Source organism: Achromobacter arsenitoxydans SY8, assembly GCF_000236785.1.
Taxonomy (GTDB): Bacteria; Pseudomonadota; Gammaproteobacteria; order Burkholderiales; family Burkholderiaceae_B; genus Achromobacter; species Achromobacter arsenitoxydans.
Genome location: NZ_AGUF01000073.1, coordinates 136,510 through 149,497, shown reverse-complemented (window position 1 = coordinate 149,497; position 12,988 = coordinate 136,510). Strand labels below are relative to the sequence as shown.

At 66.9% G+C, this 12,988-nt stretch carries 13 protein-coding genes; 4 read left to right on the top strand and 9 right to left on the bottom strand.

The window, feature by feature from the left end; translation table 11 throughout:
- The 3 genes from KYC_RS22600 to KYC_RS22590 form a co-directional block, all read right to left on the bottom strand.
- The coding region (locus tag KYC_RS22600) for a contractile injection system protein, VgrG/Pvc8 family (RefSeq protein WP_008166816.1) at window positions 1-438 on the bottom strand (438 nt) is incomplete at its 3' end.
- A gap of 290 nt (window positions 439-728) precedes the next feature.
- Entirely contained in the window at window positions 729-1,766 is a 1,038-nt protein-coding gene (locus tag KYC_RS22595; protein WP_008166813.1) for a DUF2235 domain-containing protein, read from the bottom strand.
- 319 nt (window positions 1,767-2,085) lie between these two features.
- A complete protein-coding gene (locus tag KYC_RS22590; RefSeq protein WP_008166811.1) occupies window positions 2,086-2,511 on the bottom strand; it encodes an organic hydroperoxide resistance protein in 426 nt (141 codons plus the stop codon).
- A 242-nt stretch (window positions 2,512-2,753) separates the two neighbouring features.
- On the opposite strand from KYC_RS22590, the gene KYC_RS22585 reads away from it, so the two are divergent.
- Window positions 2,754-3,500, top strand: a complete 747-nt coding sequence (locus KYC_RS22585) for a 5'-methylthioadenosine/adenosylhomocysteine nucleosidase (RefSeq protein WP_008166809.1) — start codon at window positions 2,754-2,756, stop codon at window positions 3,498-3,500.
- Between the two features lie 3 nt (window positions 3,501-3,503).
- Here the strand turns inward: KYC_RS22585 and KYC_RS22580 are convergent, their stop codons facing one another.
- The 3 genes from KYC_RS22580 to KYC_RS29725 form a co-directional block, all read right to left on the bottom strand.
- Window positions 3,504-4,823, bottom strand: coding sequence for an ATP-binding protein (locus KYC_RS22580; protein WP_008166806.1), 1,320 nt, complete (start codon window positions 4,821-4,823; stop codon window positions 3,504-3,506).
- A complete protein-coding gene (locus KYC_RS22575; protein WP_008166805.1) occupies window positions 4,820-5,560 on the bottom strand; it encodes a response regulator in 741 nt (246 codons plus the stop codon). Before KYC_RS22575 ends, KYC_RS22580 begins: the two co-directional genes overlap by 4 nt.
- Window positions 5,561-5,625: 65 nt before the next feature.
- A complete protein-coding gene (locus KYC_RS29725; RefSeq protein ID WP_008166803.1) occupies window positions 5,626-5,763 on the bottom strand; it encodes a hypothetical protein in 138 nt (45 codons plus the stop codon).
- Window positions 5,764-5,950: 187 nt separating this feature from the next.
- Here KYC_RS29725 and KYC_RS22570 point away from each other — a divergent pair, with 187 nt between their 5' ends.
- Both KYC_RS22570 and KYC_RS22565 read left to right on the top strand, forming a co-directional pair.
- Window positions 5,951-6,637 carry a cytochrome c biogenesis CcdA family protein gene (locus KYC_RS22570; protein WP_008166802.1) on the top strand — a complete coding sequence of 229 codons (687 nt, stop codon included), beginning with the start codon at window positions 5,951-5,953 and terminating at the stop codon, window positions 6,635-6,637.
- A 16-nt stretch (window positions 6,638-6,653) separates the two neighbouring features.
- Entirely contained in the window at window positions 6,654-7,184 is a 531-nt protein-coding gene (locus tag KYC_RS22565) for a thioredoxin family protein (protein WP_008166800.1), read from the top strand.
- 324 nt (window positions 7,185-7,508) lie between these two features.
- On the opposite strand, the gene KYC_RS22560 is transcribed toward KYC_RS22565, so the two are convergent.
- Together KYC_RS22560 and KYC_RS29375 are read right to left on the bottom strand one after the other, a co-directional pair.
- Window positions 7,509-8,486, bottom strand: a complete 978-nt coding sequence (locus tag KYC_RS22560; RefSeq protein ID WP_008166797.1) for a hypothetical protein — start codon at window positions 8,484-8,486, stop codon at window positions 7,509-7,511.
- A gap of 19 nt (window positions 8,487-8,505) precedes the next feature.
- Complete coding sequence (locus tag KYC_RS29375) at window positions 8,506-10,491, bottom strand: hypothetical protein (RefSeq protein ID WP_008166795.1); 1,986 nt, start codon at window positions 10,489-10,491, stop codon at window positions 8,506-8,508.
- A gap of 210 nt (window positions 10,492-10,701) precedes the next feature.
- Between KYC_RS29375 and KYC_RS22545 the strand changes: the two genes are divergently transcribed.
- Complete coding sequence (locus KYC_RS22545) at window positions 10,702-11,403, top strand: hypothetical protein (protein ID WP_008166793.1); 702 nt, start codon at window positions 10,702-10,704, stop codon at window positions 11,401-11,403.
- A 71-nt stretch (window positions 11,404-11,474) separates the two neighbouring features.
- Here the strand turns inward: KYC_RS22545 and KYC_RS22540 are convergent, their stop codons facing one another.
- Complete coding sequence (locus tag KYC_RS22540; RefSeq protein ID WP_100148359.1) at window positions 11,475-12,785, bottom strand: tetratricopeptide repeat protein; 1,311 nt, start codon at window positions 12,783-12,785, stop codon at window positions 11,475-11,477.
- Between the last annotated feature and the right edge of the window lie 203 nt (window positions 12,786-12,988).

The window sequence follows — 12,988 nt, the reverse complement described above, 5'->3', positions numbered from 1 at the left end:
AGCCAGGTGCTCGGTGGTGACGCGCTGTTCGTAGTCCTGCGTCAGGCCGTGGGCCTTGAGCACGGCCTCGGCAATCTGCGGGACGGTCAGGGTCTGGAAGATGCGCCAGTCAGCGCTGAGCTTCAGGCGCGCCAGGCGCGGCTCGACGACGGCGCGGTAGCGGGTCCGTCGGAACCCTGTGTTCTCTTGGGAAAATGCGGAGATGGCCCCGTGCACGTAGCGTACCGGCGTGTCGCCGTGCCAGATGGTCAGGCGCGCCGGGCGGTCCAGCACCAGGCCGAAGTCCACGGCGGGATTGGCGCAGGCCAGGTCGATGGAAAGCAGATAAGTCTGGGACAGCGCTTCGCGCAGTTCGAATTCGATGACCTCGAATACGTCGTGCGGCGCTTCGCTGCCGATGAGGTCGAAGGTGAAGCGCAGGTCGGATTGGGAAGGCATGCTTGCTCCGTGCAAAACAGGCCTCTTCCTCCGGATTTGGGTGGATAGTCACGCCTGTGAACAGGCGTCCCGTTTGAATCGAGAGATTGCACTGGACGCGCGTGGACTTAGCGCTCCATCCTGCACTTTTTAGTACTCCATGAATATAGGACTGGTATTGATTCTTGGAGAAAGGTATTGAGCGATCCAGGTGCGCCTGGATGGCTTTGTGACCATGGCGGCGGCCGCTGGTCTGCATGTGGAATGCACGTGCGGGAAGCTGCCTTGACGGCCAAGGCAGCCATAGGCCCCTACCTCCCCACCTCCAACTTCCCCAACTCATCCCTGAAATCCGGATATTCCTTCAAAAACGCCTGATTCCGCTCAAACCGACGCAGCAGCCGATCGTCGATGGTCAGGTTCAACACCGTGTCCCGGTTCCACAGCCTGGGCCGCTTCTTCACCGGGATGGGCACCTTCTCCGTGAACTCCTTGTACGAGTCGTGCGGCTCGCATTGTTCGTAATCCGTGGAGATTCGCTGCACCGTTCCCGCCTCCAAGCCAGCTTGCCGCGCCTTTTCCTGCAGCCATGATGCGGGCAGTGTCTGCAGGCTGCCGTCCTGATATCCGCCGCCGATGTCGGAGTGCGCGCCGATGAACCAGCGTTGCTCGACGGGCAGGTGGGCCGGGCGGGGCGGGGAGCCTTCCCGGCGGGTCCACAGGGTGGGGAAGTAGGGCTCGCGGTATTCGTTGGTGGCGATGGCGTGATAGGCGTTCAGGACGTGGTTGCTCAGTTCCGTGTCATGAAAGTTGTAGGACTTGGAAAAGCCGGGAAAGGAGATGCCGCCGACGGGGATGCCCAGGCTGCCGACGGTGTCCCAGACGCCGACGAAGTGCAGATCGGTTTGGCGCGAGAACCGGTCGCGGAAGGCGGCGGCTTCGATGGAGGAGGGGGTGCAGTCGTCGCGGTACAGCGCGTAGGCTTCGGCGACGGCGTCTTCGGTGGGGTTGTTCAGCAGGCCGCACTTGCGCACCATGCCGGCCAGGCTGCGGGCGGAGTAGGCGCCGCGGCTGAAGCCGAAGAGGAAGATGCGGTCGCCGGGCTCGTGGCGCTGGCAGAGCCAGCGGTAGCCTTGCCGGATGTTGGCGGACAGCCCCGCGCCGAACGCGCCGCCCAGGAATTTGTCGAGCGCGGCCCACAGGCCGTGTCCCTGGGTGCCTACGCCTTCGACGTAGAGTGTTTCCTGCGTGCTGGTTTCGGGCGCGGCCTTGTATAGCTCGTAGACGTTGGTGCGGTCGTTGGGCTCGTTCCAGGTTCCGTCGAAGAATACGGCAAGGTTCTTCACCATGATCGTCTCCCCACACACAGATAGAGTCGTGCGATACCTATGCTGCCGGCTGGAACAACGCCTGCGTGAGGCAAGCTAGCACGCAAGCCCAGGGCGGCAGGGCGCGGGGTTTCCCTGCTGCATGCATGTACACCGTCTTTTTGCCTAGCCAGCGGCGGGAACGGCCGGGATTTTCCAGGGCGCGAATGGGCACATGCTGCTTAAAGGGGTACGGTTTAACTACATCATCAGTAGCAATCCAAACCGCTGTCGGTTGGTATCTGAACGCCGCAAAAAAAGCGGCCCGTAGGCCGCCTTGCGGATCGTATCGTGCTGCGCGTCAGACAATCTGGAACTGCACGTCGATGTTGTCGCGGATTGCGCGGGAATAGGGGCAAAGGTTGTGCGCGGATTCGACCAGCAGTTGTTTCTGTTCCGCAGTCAGGCCGGGCAGGGACACGGCCAGGGTGACGCCCAGCGCAAAGTTTTCGCCGTTGTCGACCTTGCCCAGCGACACGCTGGCGTCGATGGCGACGTCGCGCGGCACGGCGATGCCGTGGGTGGCGCCGGCGCGTTTCATGGCGCCCATGAAGCAGGCGGAGTAGCCCACGCCGAAGAGCTGTTCGGGATTGGTGCCGGGCTTGCCCGATCCGGGGGGGCTGAGGGTCACGTCCAGCGCGTCGTCGCTGCTGCGGCCCGTGCCTTCGCGGCCGGCGGTGGTGTGGGTGTGCGCGGTATAGAGAACCTGCTCAAGTTGCTTTGCCATGATGACTCCAGGTTGGCGGCGCGGCATGGCCGGGCCGGTGGGTTAAGAGCCTGCATTGCAGCAAGCGGCTGTATCGGCCATGTGTCGGCGACACGCGGGGATTGCATCGCGGCGTGTCGAAGGGGCCGCGGGATACGCTGCGATACAAACATGAAGGCGTTGGCGGGCGCGGCGGCATTGGAGTATGTTGCGCCCTGGCGGCACGCGGCCGCGCAACAGATCAATCACGGAAGAAGCACATCATGGGACGTCTCGCCATTCTGGGCGCGCTGCACGAAGAGATCGCCGACCTGCTGGCGGCGATGGATCCCGGCGCGGAAACCCGCCGCATCGCGATGCGCGATTTTCAGGTGGGCACCCTTTGGGGCACGCCCTGCGTGATTGCGCTTAGCCGCATCGGCAAGGTGGCGGCCTCCGCCACGGCGTCCATCGTCATTCAGGAGTTCGGGGTGTCGCGGGTGCTCTTTACCGGCCTGGCGGGCGGCCTGCATCCGAGCGTGCGGGTGGGCGACGTGGTAGTGGCCGACGCGCTGATGCAGCACGACATGGATGCGCGGCCCCTGTTCGGCCGGCATGAAATTCCGCTCTTGGGACGCGAGCGTTTCGATGCCGATCCAGCCCTGAGCGCGCTGTTGCTGGAAAGCGCCCGGGAATTCGCGGGCAGCGGCGGCCTGCCGGCCGCGTCCGAGCAGCCGCAGGTTCACCACGGCCTGATCGCGACGGGCGACGTGTTCGTCAACGACAACGACCTGGCCCATTCGCTGCGCGAGCGGCTGCCCGATGCCTTGTGCCTGGAAATGGAGGGCGCCGCCATGGCGCAGGTCTGCCATGAATTCGGCGTGCCGTTCGCCGTGATGCGCGTGATTTCGGACAGCGCGGATCATGCGGCGAAGGCGGATTTCACGGACTTCCTGGTGAACCTGGCGCGGGTATACACGGCCGGCATCCTGAAGCCGTTGCTGCAATCGGGCGTGCTGCGCAACGCGTAACGCCTAGGCCGGCGGAATGCGCACCTCGGCCGACAGGCCGCCGCCGTCCCGGTTGCTGAGGATCAGCGCGCCGCCCAGGGCCGCGGCCAGTTGATGCGCGATGGCAAGCCCAAGGCCCGTGCCGCCGGTGTCCCGGCTGCGCGAGCTTTCCAGGCGATAGAACGGCTGCAGCACGGCGTCCAGTTCGGCGGCCGGGATGCCCGGCCCGCGGTCCAGCACGAAGATAGACAAATGCCCGCCGTCCCGCTCGGCCACGTGCAGCTCGGCCGCGCCCGCGAATTTCAGCGCGTTGTCGATCAGGTTGCCCAGGATGCGCCGCAGCGCGTGCGGCCGCGTCAATAGCGGCGGGACGGCGTCGCCCGACAGGTTCACGTCCTTGCCCGTGTCCTGGTAGTCGCACACCAAGCTGTCCAGGAAGGCGTTCAGGTCTATCCGCGCAGGCTGCTCGGCCTTGCCGTGTGCGCTGCGGGCGTAGTCGATGCCTTCGCGCACCAGGCGCTCCACTTCGGTCAGGTCTTGCGCCAGCTTGTCGCGGTCGGCGGACGGATCCATGAATTCGGTGCGCAGCTTCATGCGAGTGATCGGCGTCTGCAGGTCATGCGAAATCGCGCCCAGCATCTGCATGCGTTCGGCGACATGGGCCGCGATGCGGTCCTGCATGGCGTTGAAGGCGACGGCGGCATGCGCGATCTCGGCGGGGCCGGCTTCGTCCAGCAGGGGGCTGGTTTTGTCGGGGTTCAGTTCCTCGGCGGCGCGGGCCAGGCGGGTCAGCGGGCGGACGGCCAGGCGTACGGCAAGCCACGCGCAGCCGGCCAGAAGCAAGAGCTGCACGCCCAGCACGCCGAACAGCCACGGCGCCGGCCGCATGCGGGATAGCTCGATGTCCAGGATCGCCGGCTGGCCGTCGGACAGCACGACGCGGGCCTGGATGTGCCGGGGATCGTCGGCCATGGCGCGCACCGTTACGGGGCGGTCCGGCCCCAGCGCGGCTTCGATCGACTGGGCGGCGGTGCGCGCGGCGTCGTTGCCCAGCGGCTGGTCCGCCTTGCCGTCGCCCAGCAGGTACTGGCGGTTGTTGCTGGACAGGCGCGGCAGCCAGGCGGGGCGTTCGGCGGCGGGCAGCCGGTCCAGGATGTCCATGGCGATGGCGACGTCGCGCTCCAGGTCGCCCAGCATCATGTTGCGGGTGGCGCTGTAGCGCTCATAGAAGAGCGACGCGAACGACAGGCCGTAGGCCAGGACCAGGCCCGCCACGAAGATCAGGAACAGCCGTGCGACCAGCGTGCGGGGCCAGGCAAACGGGCGCGGTGCGGCGGCGTTCACTGGCCGGATTCCGAGACGTCGACCGCGGCGGAGAACACATAGCCCTCGCTGCGCACGGTCTTGATGTACATGGGCTCGCGCGCGTCCTCGCGCAGCCGCTGACGCAGGCGGCTGACCAGCAGGTCGATCGAGCGCCCAAAGAAGTCGGCGTCGCGGCCTTGCGTCAGGTTCAACAGCTGGTCGCGGTTGAGCACGCGCTGCGGATGGTCCAGGAAGACGCGCAGCAGCCGGTATTCCGCACCGCTGAGCGACACGATGGTGCCGTCCGCGTCCAGCAGGTGACGGGCGGTGGTGTCCAGCCGCCAGTTGCCGAAGGCGATCTCGCGTCCGGGCTCGGTCACCTGGAAATTGGGCGGCAGCATGCGCGTGCGGCGCAGGATGGCCTTGATGCGCGCCAGCAGTTCACGCGCGACGAAGGGCTTGACCAGATAGTCGTCGGCGCCCATTTCCAGGCCCAGCACGCGGTCCATGTCGTCGCTGCGCGCGGTCAGCATCAAAATCGGGATGCGGCGGTGCTTGCCGCTGCGCAGTTCGCGGCACAGCACCAGGCCGTCGTCGCCGGGCATCATGATGTCCAGCACGATCAGGTCGACGGACAGGCTTTCCAGCAGGGACCGCATCTGCCGCCCGTCCGCCGCCAGCGTGACCGTCAGGCCGTTCTTGCGCAGGAAGCTGCCGGCCAGTTCGCGAATCTCCCGATCGTCGTCCACGATCATGACGTGGTCTATGTGATCCATCTGCGGGTGCCTTCTATTGATTGGTTTGGGGGGCGCGGCGGGCGTGCCGGTCGGGCTTCGTGATTCTAGGGCTGGCTGCCGTCCGGCGGCAGGGGATCGCGGCGCGGACGGCTGTTGGAGACGAGCTGACATTGGAAGGGCTTGGCCGCTTCGGCGGCGAATCCGCCAAAGAGCAGCAGCAGGACGGCAAGAAAGCGCTTCATGAGGAAGTCCGGGTGCGGGCTGTGAACGCGGGATGTGATCGGTTTATAGCGCCGGCCGCGCCATGAAGTGTGTCGTACTGTATACGCCCTGGCGGCGGATACACGCGCTTGAAAAATTCCGCCTGTCCGGCACAAGCCGGATACGTGCGGCGGGTGCAATGGGGTCACTTTCCAAAGGACGACCCCCATGGACCTCATCAACACTCCCATCGCTCTGCTTGCCGGCATGCTGACCATCGCGTCGCCTTGCGTGCTGCCCTTGTTGCCGGTGCTGCTGGGCACCTCGCTGGAACGCGGCGGCCGGCTGCGCCCCTTGTTCGTCGTGTCCGGCTTCGTGCTGGCGTTCGCCGGCCTGGGCATTGCGCTCAGCCTCCTGTCCAACCTGAATGAATCCGTGCACGAGGCGGTGCGCTCGACCTCTATCGTCCTGCTGGCGCTGTTTGGCCTGGCACGGATCTGGCCCCAGCCTTACGACTGGCTGATCGCCCGCGCGGGCGGTCCCTTGCAGCGCCTGGCCGGCGCGGGGGGAAGCGGCAGCGGCAACGCCGGCGGCTTCGTGCTGGGCCTGTCTTTGGGCGCCGTGTGGACGCCCTGCGCTGGGCCCGTGCTGGCTTCGATCCTGGTGCTGGCCGCCAAGGCGCAAGACCTGGTGCAGTCCAGCACCCTGCTGCTGGTGTTCGCCATCGGCGCTGGCGTGCCCATGCTCGTCATCGCCTACGGCGGCCAAGCCATCGCCGCGCGGGTGCGGGGGCTATCCCGCCACACGCACCGGCTGCAGCAGGGATTCGGCGTGCTGCTGGTCCTGACCGCCATCGCCATCCATTTCCAGTACGACGTCCTGGCCTACGCCTGGATCAGCAACCTGTTCGCCTGACCTTAAGGAGTCAACCATGTTTGCCACGTTCAAGAAGATCGCCCTGGGCGCGCTGGTCGCCGCCTCCCTGATGCAAGGCGCGGCACACGCCGCCCCGCCCGCCGCCGCGCCGCAGGCGCCGGAGTTCACCGGCATCGACAAATGGCTCAACAGCGAGCCGCTGACCATAGAGTCGCTACGCGGCAAGGTGGTGCTGGTGGATTTCTGGACCTATACCTGCATCAATTGCATCCGCACGCTGCCCTACGTCACGAGCTGGCACCAGAAGTACAAGGACCAGGGCCTGGTGGTGGTGGGCGTGCACACGCCGGAGTTTCCGTTCGAGCGGTCTACGCCCAATGTGGAAAAGGCGCTGCAGCGCTTCGGCATCAGCTATCCGGTGGCGCAGGACAACCGCTACGCCACCTGGAGCGCGTACCGCAACCAGTATTGGCCGGCGGCGTACCTGATCGACAAGCAGGGCAGGGTGGTCTATAGCCACTTCGGCGAGGGCCGCTATCAAGAGACGGAAGCCGAGATCCAGCGCCTGCTGGCGCAGCCGGGCTAAGTCCGGCTGCGTGGGCGCGCTTACCTTCCGGTGTCAGGGTAGTTGGGGCCGGGGTCGCGGAAGCCGCCGGTGCTATAGGGATTGACCGCTCCAGGGTGCGGCGGGCCGCCGGGGCCGGAAGTGCATCCGGCCAATAGCAGGGTGGCGGCAAGGAGGGAAAGCAGGTGCTTCAACGGGGATTTCATCAAGGTCTCCTGCGTCTGCCCCTCAGCAGGCGCGTGGCTTGCATCGTATGAAACGATTATAGGTCGGCGCAGGCTGGCGCAAAAAAACCGGGCGGCATCCCTTGCAGGATGCCGCCCGGCCAGTTCCGGCGCGTTGCGCTCAGTTCTTCAGGGTGGGCGAGAACAGGGCCAGCACCTTGCTGTAATCACGGCCGCCGCCCGACAGCATTTCGGCCACGGACACGCCGTTGCGCGGATTCAGGGTCAGCTTGATCTCGCGGTCTTCCCCGCCCGCGAAATTGGCCGCGGCCTCGCAGGCGTCGTCGTTGTCCTTGAAGCCCGCCATCGCCTTGCGCTGGACGCACTGCTTGCGGGCGTCGTCGATGAACTTGTCGAACAGCTTGTCGCGCTGCTTGTCCGGGTTGCCTTCGCCCGGAACAGCGGCGATGTTGTAGCGCTTGTAGAGCTCGATGCTGCGCTTGACGTAACCATCGTCTTTCAGCAACAGGCTGCCTTCCGTAATGCGCACTTCCGCCAGGGGCGCCAGGGCGCGGTCCATGCGGCCCATGCCCATGATTCCCATCATGCCCAGCGCGCCCAGCGCGGCGCCGTTCTCGGCCAGGGCGGCTGCGCCGTTGACGCGCTCCAGGCCCAGCGTCAGCTCGGCGTTCAGCGCGTCGGGCTGCTCCAGGTTGAGATGGATCGACGCGTTGTCGTCGTCCCGCTGGTAGTCCCAGCGCACGCGCAGGTTGGCGGGGGGCAGGTCGGACTTGCCGGCCTGGCGGATCAGGTCCGTCTGGCTCAGCACGCTGTTGCCGTTGGGCAGCGCCGCGCCTTCGATCGTCACGTCGCCGCTCTGGCGGTCGCGCGTGTTGCGCAGGCCGCTGATCCTGACCGTCTCGATGCTGGCGATGGGCGACCCCGCCGATCCGATCGTGACTTCCTTCAGCTTGGCGGAGCCGAACGGCGACGCCGAAATGCTCTTCCAGTGCACCATGTCGCGCTGGCCGGTCTTGTCCAGCAGGGCCAGCAGTTCGTCTTCGGCCTTGCCGGACGCGTAGGCGCCCAGCCCCCACCAGGCGCAGGCCAGCGCCGCCACGACGCCGCCTGCGATCAGGGCTTTCTTTTGTTTGATCATTGCGTTGCTCGTCCGGCTATCAGGGTTGGGAGGCTTGGTCGATCACGGCCTGGGCCTGTTCGGGCGTCCAGTCCGGCAGGCCGAGCATCATGCGCGCGCCCACCAGCGGATCATTCAGGTCGGCGCAGCCTTCCTTCTTGCAGGCGTGGGGGACACCCTGGCCCAGCGTCAGCAGCGTCAGGGGCAGGCCGCGGCCATCCACGCGCTTCGTGTCCAGCGTGATGTCGCCGGGGACCAGGTACCAGCCTTCCTTCAGCGACTTCTGGCCGGGCAGGCGCATTTCGTACGGCCAATCGGCAATGGCGTCGTTGTCCTTATGGTCGTCCACATGGACCACCATGCGCACCGTCGCCTTGCGGCCGGCCATCAGGCCGCCGTAGCTGCCGCCGCTCAGCGGTTCGTAGCGGACGTCGCGCAGCATGCGGCCCAGGATACCGTTGGGGTCATTCTTGGCCTGCTCGACCAGGTTCTGGTACTGGCGCAGGTTGTCGCGTTCCTTGTTGGCCAGGCGCATCTGGGCCTCGCGCTTCTGGCGGGCCAGGATCTCGTCGCGCTTGAACAGGTAATTCTGCGCGTACTGCAGGTTGTAGCGCCATTCGCTCTTGGGCTTGCCGGTGCGCCAGTCGGTGGCGCGGTCGGCGTTGATGGCGTAGAGCAGATGCTCGGTCTGCCCGCCGATGGCGCCCAGTTCCAGGCTGTCCGAGAACAAGATGTGCGCATTGGCGGCGTCGGGAACCGACGTGCGTTCCAGCACGCGCAGGGCGGCGTCCACGGCCACCCTGATGTCGGTGGCATTGCGGAACCCGTCCGCGCTTTCGGTGACAACGTCGATCCGGTTGTAGCGCCAGACCTGCAGCGCATTGCTGTACGTCGTGCGTTCCGCGCGCAGCAGGTAGTGCGAGCGGCTTGCCGGATCGCTGTCCATGTGGAACCACAGCGCGCCGTTGTCGCCGACATAGGCCAAGCGGGCGTCGGCCACGGGCGACGCGAAGGGAATGCCCGACACGAGCCAGACGTCGTTCGTCTGCGCGATACGGGCGCCGTCCGAGCGCTCCAGCCGCAGCCGGCCCTTGCCGGTCGCGTAGCCGTCGGGGCCGCAGGTCAGGCCGTCGGATTTCAGCGTGATGTACTGCGCGCCGTCGCCCAGTTGGAAGGTCGAGATCACCTTGCAGCCGTTCTGGTCCTGCATGACCTTGAGCTGCTTGGTTGCGGACAGCACGGCACCAGGCTGCGGGGGCGTCCAGCCGTTGACCGCGAACGCGGCCTGGACGGGGGCCGGGATCGGGGCGGCGGGAGCCGGCGCGGCCGGTTGGGCCTGGACAACGGGCGCGGCCGGGGCGGGGGCTGGCTCGGGTGCGGGTGCGGCCGGAACCGCAGCCGCGACAGGCGCAGGCGCAGGGGCAATGACTGGCGAAGGCGCGACGGCCGGGGGCGGTTCAACCGCAGGCGCGGCCGGGGGAACGGCCGCTGGCGGCGTGGTTTGCGCGGAGGCGGGCGTGGGCGCCGGTTCAGCCATGGCAGGAGCGGCGGCCGTTGCCGCGGCGGCCGGCGCCGCGGCGGCCGGTGCCGCAGCAACCGGAGCGGGAACAACCGGTGCGGGAACAACCGCTGCAGGAGCAACCGCTGCAGGAGCAACCGCTGCAGGAGCAACCGGCGCAGCGGCCATCTGCATCGTCCAGCCGGATGCCTTGGCGCTGGTGCCTTCGGCGACGCGGGCGCCGGCGCTGCTGACGCTGGTCCAGCGCAGGTCGGCCGCTTGCGGGCACTGTTTGTTGAGCAGCACGCCGATCTTGGGCAGCAGCCGGCCCAGGGCCTCGGCGTCGGGGGCGCCGCCGTAGACCGCGCGTAGATTCAGTTGGGGACCGCACCAGGCAGCGCCGTTGGCGTGGTCAATGAATATCTCGATGTTTTCTGCTTTCGAGTACGCCAGGCGGTACGCCTCGGCGTGCGCCGGCAAGCTGCCGACGCTTGCGGCGATCGCCGCGGCTACGCAAACCTTCTTCATCCTTCAAGCCTCGCCCTGTTCGCTTTGGTTTACAGTATAACAGTGCGAATCATTTTGAAATAAGTGACACGGTTGTCGGAAAGGCCGGTCTTCAAGAAATTTTGTTTTGTAATCAAGGGGTTATTGATGGTGGCGGCGCTCGTCGGTAGGGTTTTGGCACAAATGGCACACAAGCCGGGCACTGGCCGTTCGGTTGGCGCAATAGTTTTGATGTCTGGGGTGATCGCGCTGTCGGGTTGCGTCAGCACCGGCTCGGGCAAGATGGGCCTGGACTTCGGCGAAGTCCTGGCCAAGGAACAGCAGGTCTTCTCGGTCAACGGCGAACGTGCGGCGCTGCGCCGCTATTACAACGATTCCTACGACATCAAGCTGTATGGCCAAAAGAAAGTCATGGAGCTCGACGTCAAGGGCAGCATGATGATGGTGGCCAACGTGTCCGAGGTCCCTGGCGCGACGCTGATCACGCTGGACGTGCCGGAGGCCGGCTGCAGCCACGTCTACCATGTGTACCGCGTGTCGGGCACGCAGTCGTCCAAGTATCAGACTGGCTATCGCAGTTGCGAAGGCCCGCTGTCCTTCAATGTGGCCAACGGCCAGTGGACCGCCCGCCAGACGGTGAAGCCCGCCGTCGGCAAGCCCTATATGCTGGTCTACCAGGACGGCAATCTGTATACCCGTCCGCTGGAAGCCGCCAAGCCGCGCGTGCCGGCCAAGCCGCGTCCGAAGGCGCCGCCGAAGGCAGCCGCGCCCAAGCCCGCGGCGCCTGATGCCGTGAATCTGGACGATGTGGCCGCTCCGGCTGCCGCCGCCGCGAACCTGGACGAGATCGACGCCCCGCCGCCGGGCAAGATCAATACCAGCGGCCTGAAGGCCGACTCGTCCAGCGATGTGAAGATGAAGGACGAAAAGTAAATTCCTGGCGGCGCAGGCCGCCTGGGGCGCCAAAGCCGGCTGCGCGTTCAAGCAACGCGCAGCCGGCTTTTTCATGCCTGCCAGGGCTGCTGCCGGATCTTGCCCTTGGTCCGCGGCCCGTCGCAGCGATTCCGATAGTCCTTCACCGCGCTGGAACCGGACGCCTGAAAATACGGATGCGGATAGGCCGCTTCCTGCATGGCGGCGTGCAGGCGGATGCCCCACACGCATTCCCGCTGCGCTTCGTGCCACAGCCGCAGCGCCTGTTCCCGCTGGCCGTCGCGCCACAGCGCCAGCCCATAGTCGGCCACCATTTCCTGGTCGCGCGGCAGTTCCCGGTAGGCGGCGCGCATCAGGCGCAAGCCCTCGTCCGACTGGCCGCGCAGCGCCAGAATCCAGCCCAGCGTGGCCTGGTTGTAGGGCCGCGGGCCGAACCGCTGGATGGACTGCCGGGCCTGCGCCTCGGCTTGCGCCAGGTAATCCGGGAAGTCCGCCAGGTAATAGGCGGCGCTATTGGCCCAGTCCCTTTCGCCGGATTTGCGGGGGCCGCCGCGCCGGGATTGCCGCGCCTGGATTTGCTCGGCGTCCGCCAAAACCAGGTCCGGCATGCCCAGCAGCCGTTCCACCTCGAAGCGCTCTTCCAGCAAGTCGGCGTCCACGGGGCGCAGCCAGTCTGGAAAGGGCCGCTGCCGAGCCTGCATCAGCCAGTGGCGGGCCAGTTCGGGCTGGCCGGCGGACAGCAGCAGGCGAGCCAGGTCCAGCCGCTGCCGGGGCGTTTCGGCGCATCGCATGGCGGCGATCAGTTGGCCAGCGCCTTGCGTATCGTCCTGGGCGTATTTGCGGTTGATGGCGTCCAGCTCGTCAAAGCAGGGCCGGTCGTAGGTCAGCGGCGAGTCGACCGACAGGGAGAGCGAGCCCGCCGGCACGTTGTGGCTGAAATAGGCCGTCGCGCCCTGGCGGTTGGTGTAACCCAGATCCACCCACTGTTCGCCCCAGCGCTGCCGCATGGTCATGATGTAGGGCCATGCGGGCAGAGGCTTGTTGTTGCCGCTGGAATTCAATTGGAAGAAGTGGCCCCACGGTCCATCGCCGATACGGCGGATCAGGGTGAAGTCTTCCGCCGCGTGGGGCAGCGTGGTGCGCGCCTGGGCCGTGCGGCCCTCGGCGTCGGTGACGCCGTGCAGGATGCCGTCGCCGCTGGGCGTGTCGAGGATGGTGTCGCCCTTGCCGGTCACGAAGAGGCGGTACGGCGTGTTCGGCGCGGGCTGGCCGCCCTTGCTGTTCATCAGCTCCAGCGTCAGGCTGCGGCTGAGCTCGCCGTCCGCGCCGTGCGCGGCAGGAAGGGCCAGCCCCAGCGCGGCGGCCAGCATTAGTGCGGACATCGTTTGGCGCCGGCCCGTGCGCGAGGCGCCGGGTATGCCGGCGCGCGGCGCGGTTGTTCGGGTTTCTTGTCGGGAATCCAGGCGGGAAGGTTGCTGCGGGTGCTTCATGGGACTACCGGTGGTGCGGGCCGTGGCAGGGTTGCCGCGGCCGGCTGCAAGGAAGACGGCCTGCCGGTGCAGGACGCCGCGCGCCAGCGCGACGC

Coding starts and splice junctions, on each gene's coding strand:
- KYC_RS22595 (WP_008166813.1), bottom strand. CDS start 1,766: ATGGTGAAGAACCTTGCCGTATTCTTCGACGGAACCTGGAACGAGCCC.
- KYC_RS22590 (WP_008166811.1), bottom strand. CDS start 2,511: ATGGCAAAGCAACTTGAGCAGGTTCTCTATACCGCGCACACCCACACC.
- KYC_RS22585 (WP_008166809.1), top strand. CDS start 2,754: ATGGGACGTCTCGCCATTCTGGGCGCGCTGCACGAAGAGATCGCCGAC.
- KYC_RS22575 (WP_008166805.1), bottom strand. CDS start 5,560: ATGGATCACATAGACCACGTCATGATCGTGGACGACGATCGGGAGATT.
- KYC_RS29725 (WP_008166803.1), bottom strand. CDS start 5,763: ATGAAGCGCTTTCTTGCCGTCCTGCTGCTGCTCTTTGGCGGATTCGCC.
- KYC_RS22570 (WP_008166802.1), top strand. CDS start 5,951: ATGGACCTCATCAACACTCCCATCGCTCTGCTTGCCGGCATGCTGACC.
- KYC_RS22565 (WP_008166800.1), top strand. CDS start 6,654: ATGTTTGCCACGTTCAAGAAGATCGCCCTGGGCGCGCTGGTCGCCGCC.
- KYC_RS22560 (WP_008166797.1), bottom strand. CDS start 8,486: ATGATCAAACAAAAGAAAGCCCTGATCGCAGGCGGCGTCGTGGCGGCG.
- KYC_RS29375 (WP_008166795.1), bottom strand. CDS start 10,491: ATGAAGAAGGTTTGCGTAGCCGCGGCGATCGCCGCAAGCGTCGGCAGC.
- KYC_RS22545 (WP_008166793.1), top strand. CDS start 10,702: ATGTCTGGGGTGATCGCGCTGTCGGGTTGCGTCAGCACCGGCTCGGGC.
- KYC_RS22540 (WP_100148359.1), bottom strand. CDS start 12,785: ATGTCCGCACTAATGCTGGCCGCCGCGCTGGGGCTGGCCCTTCCTGCC.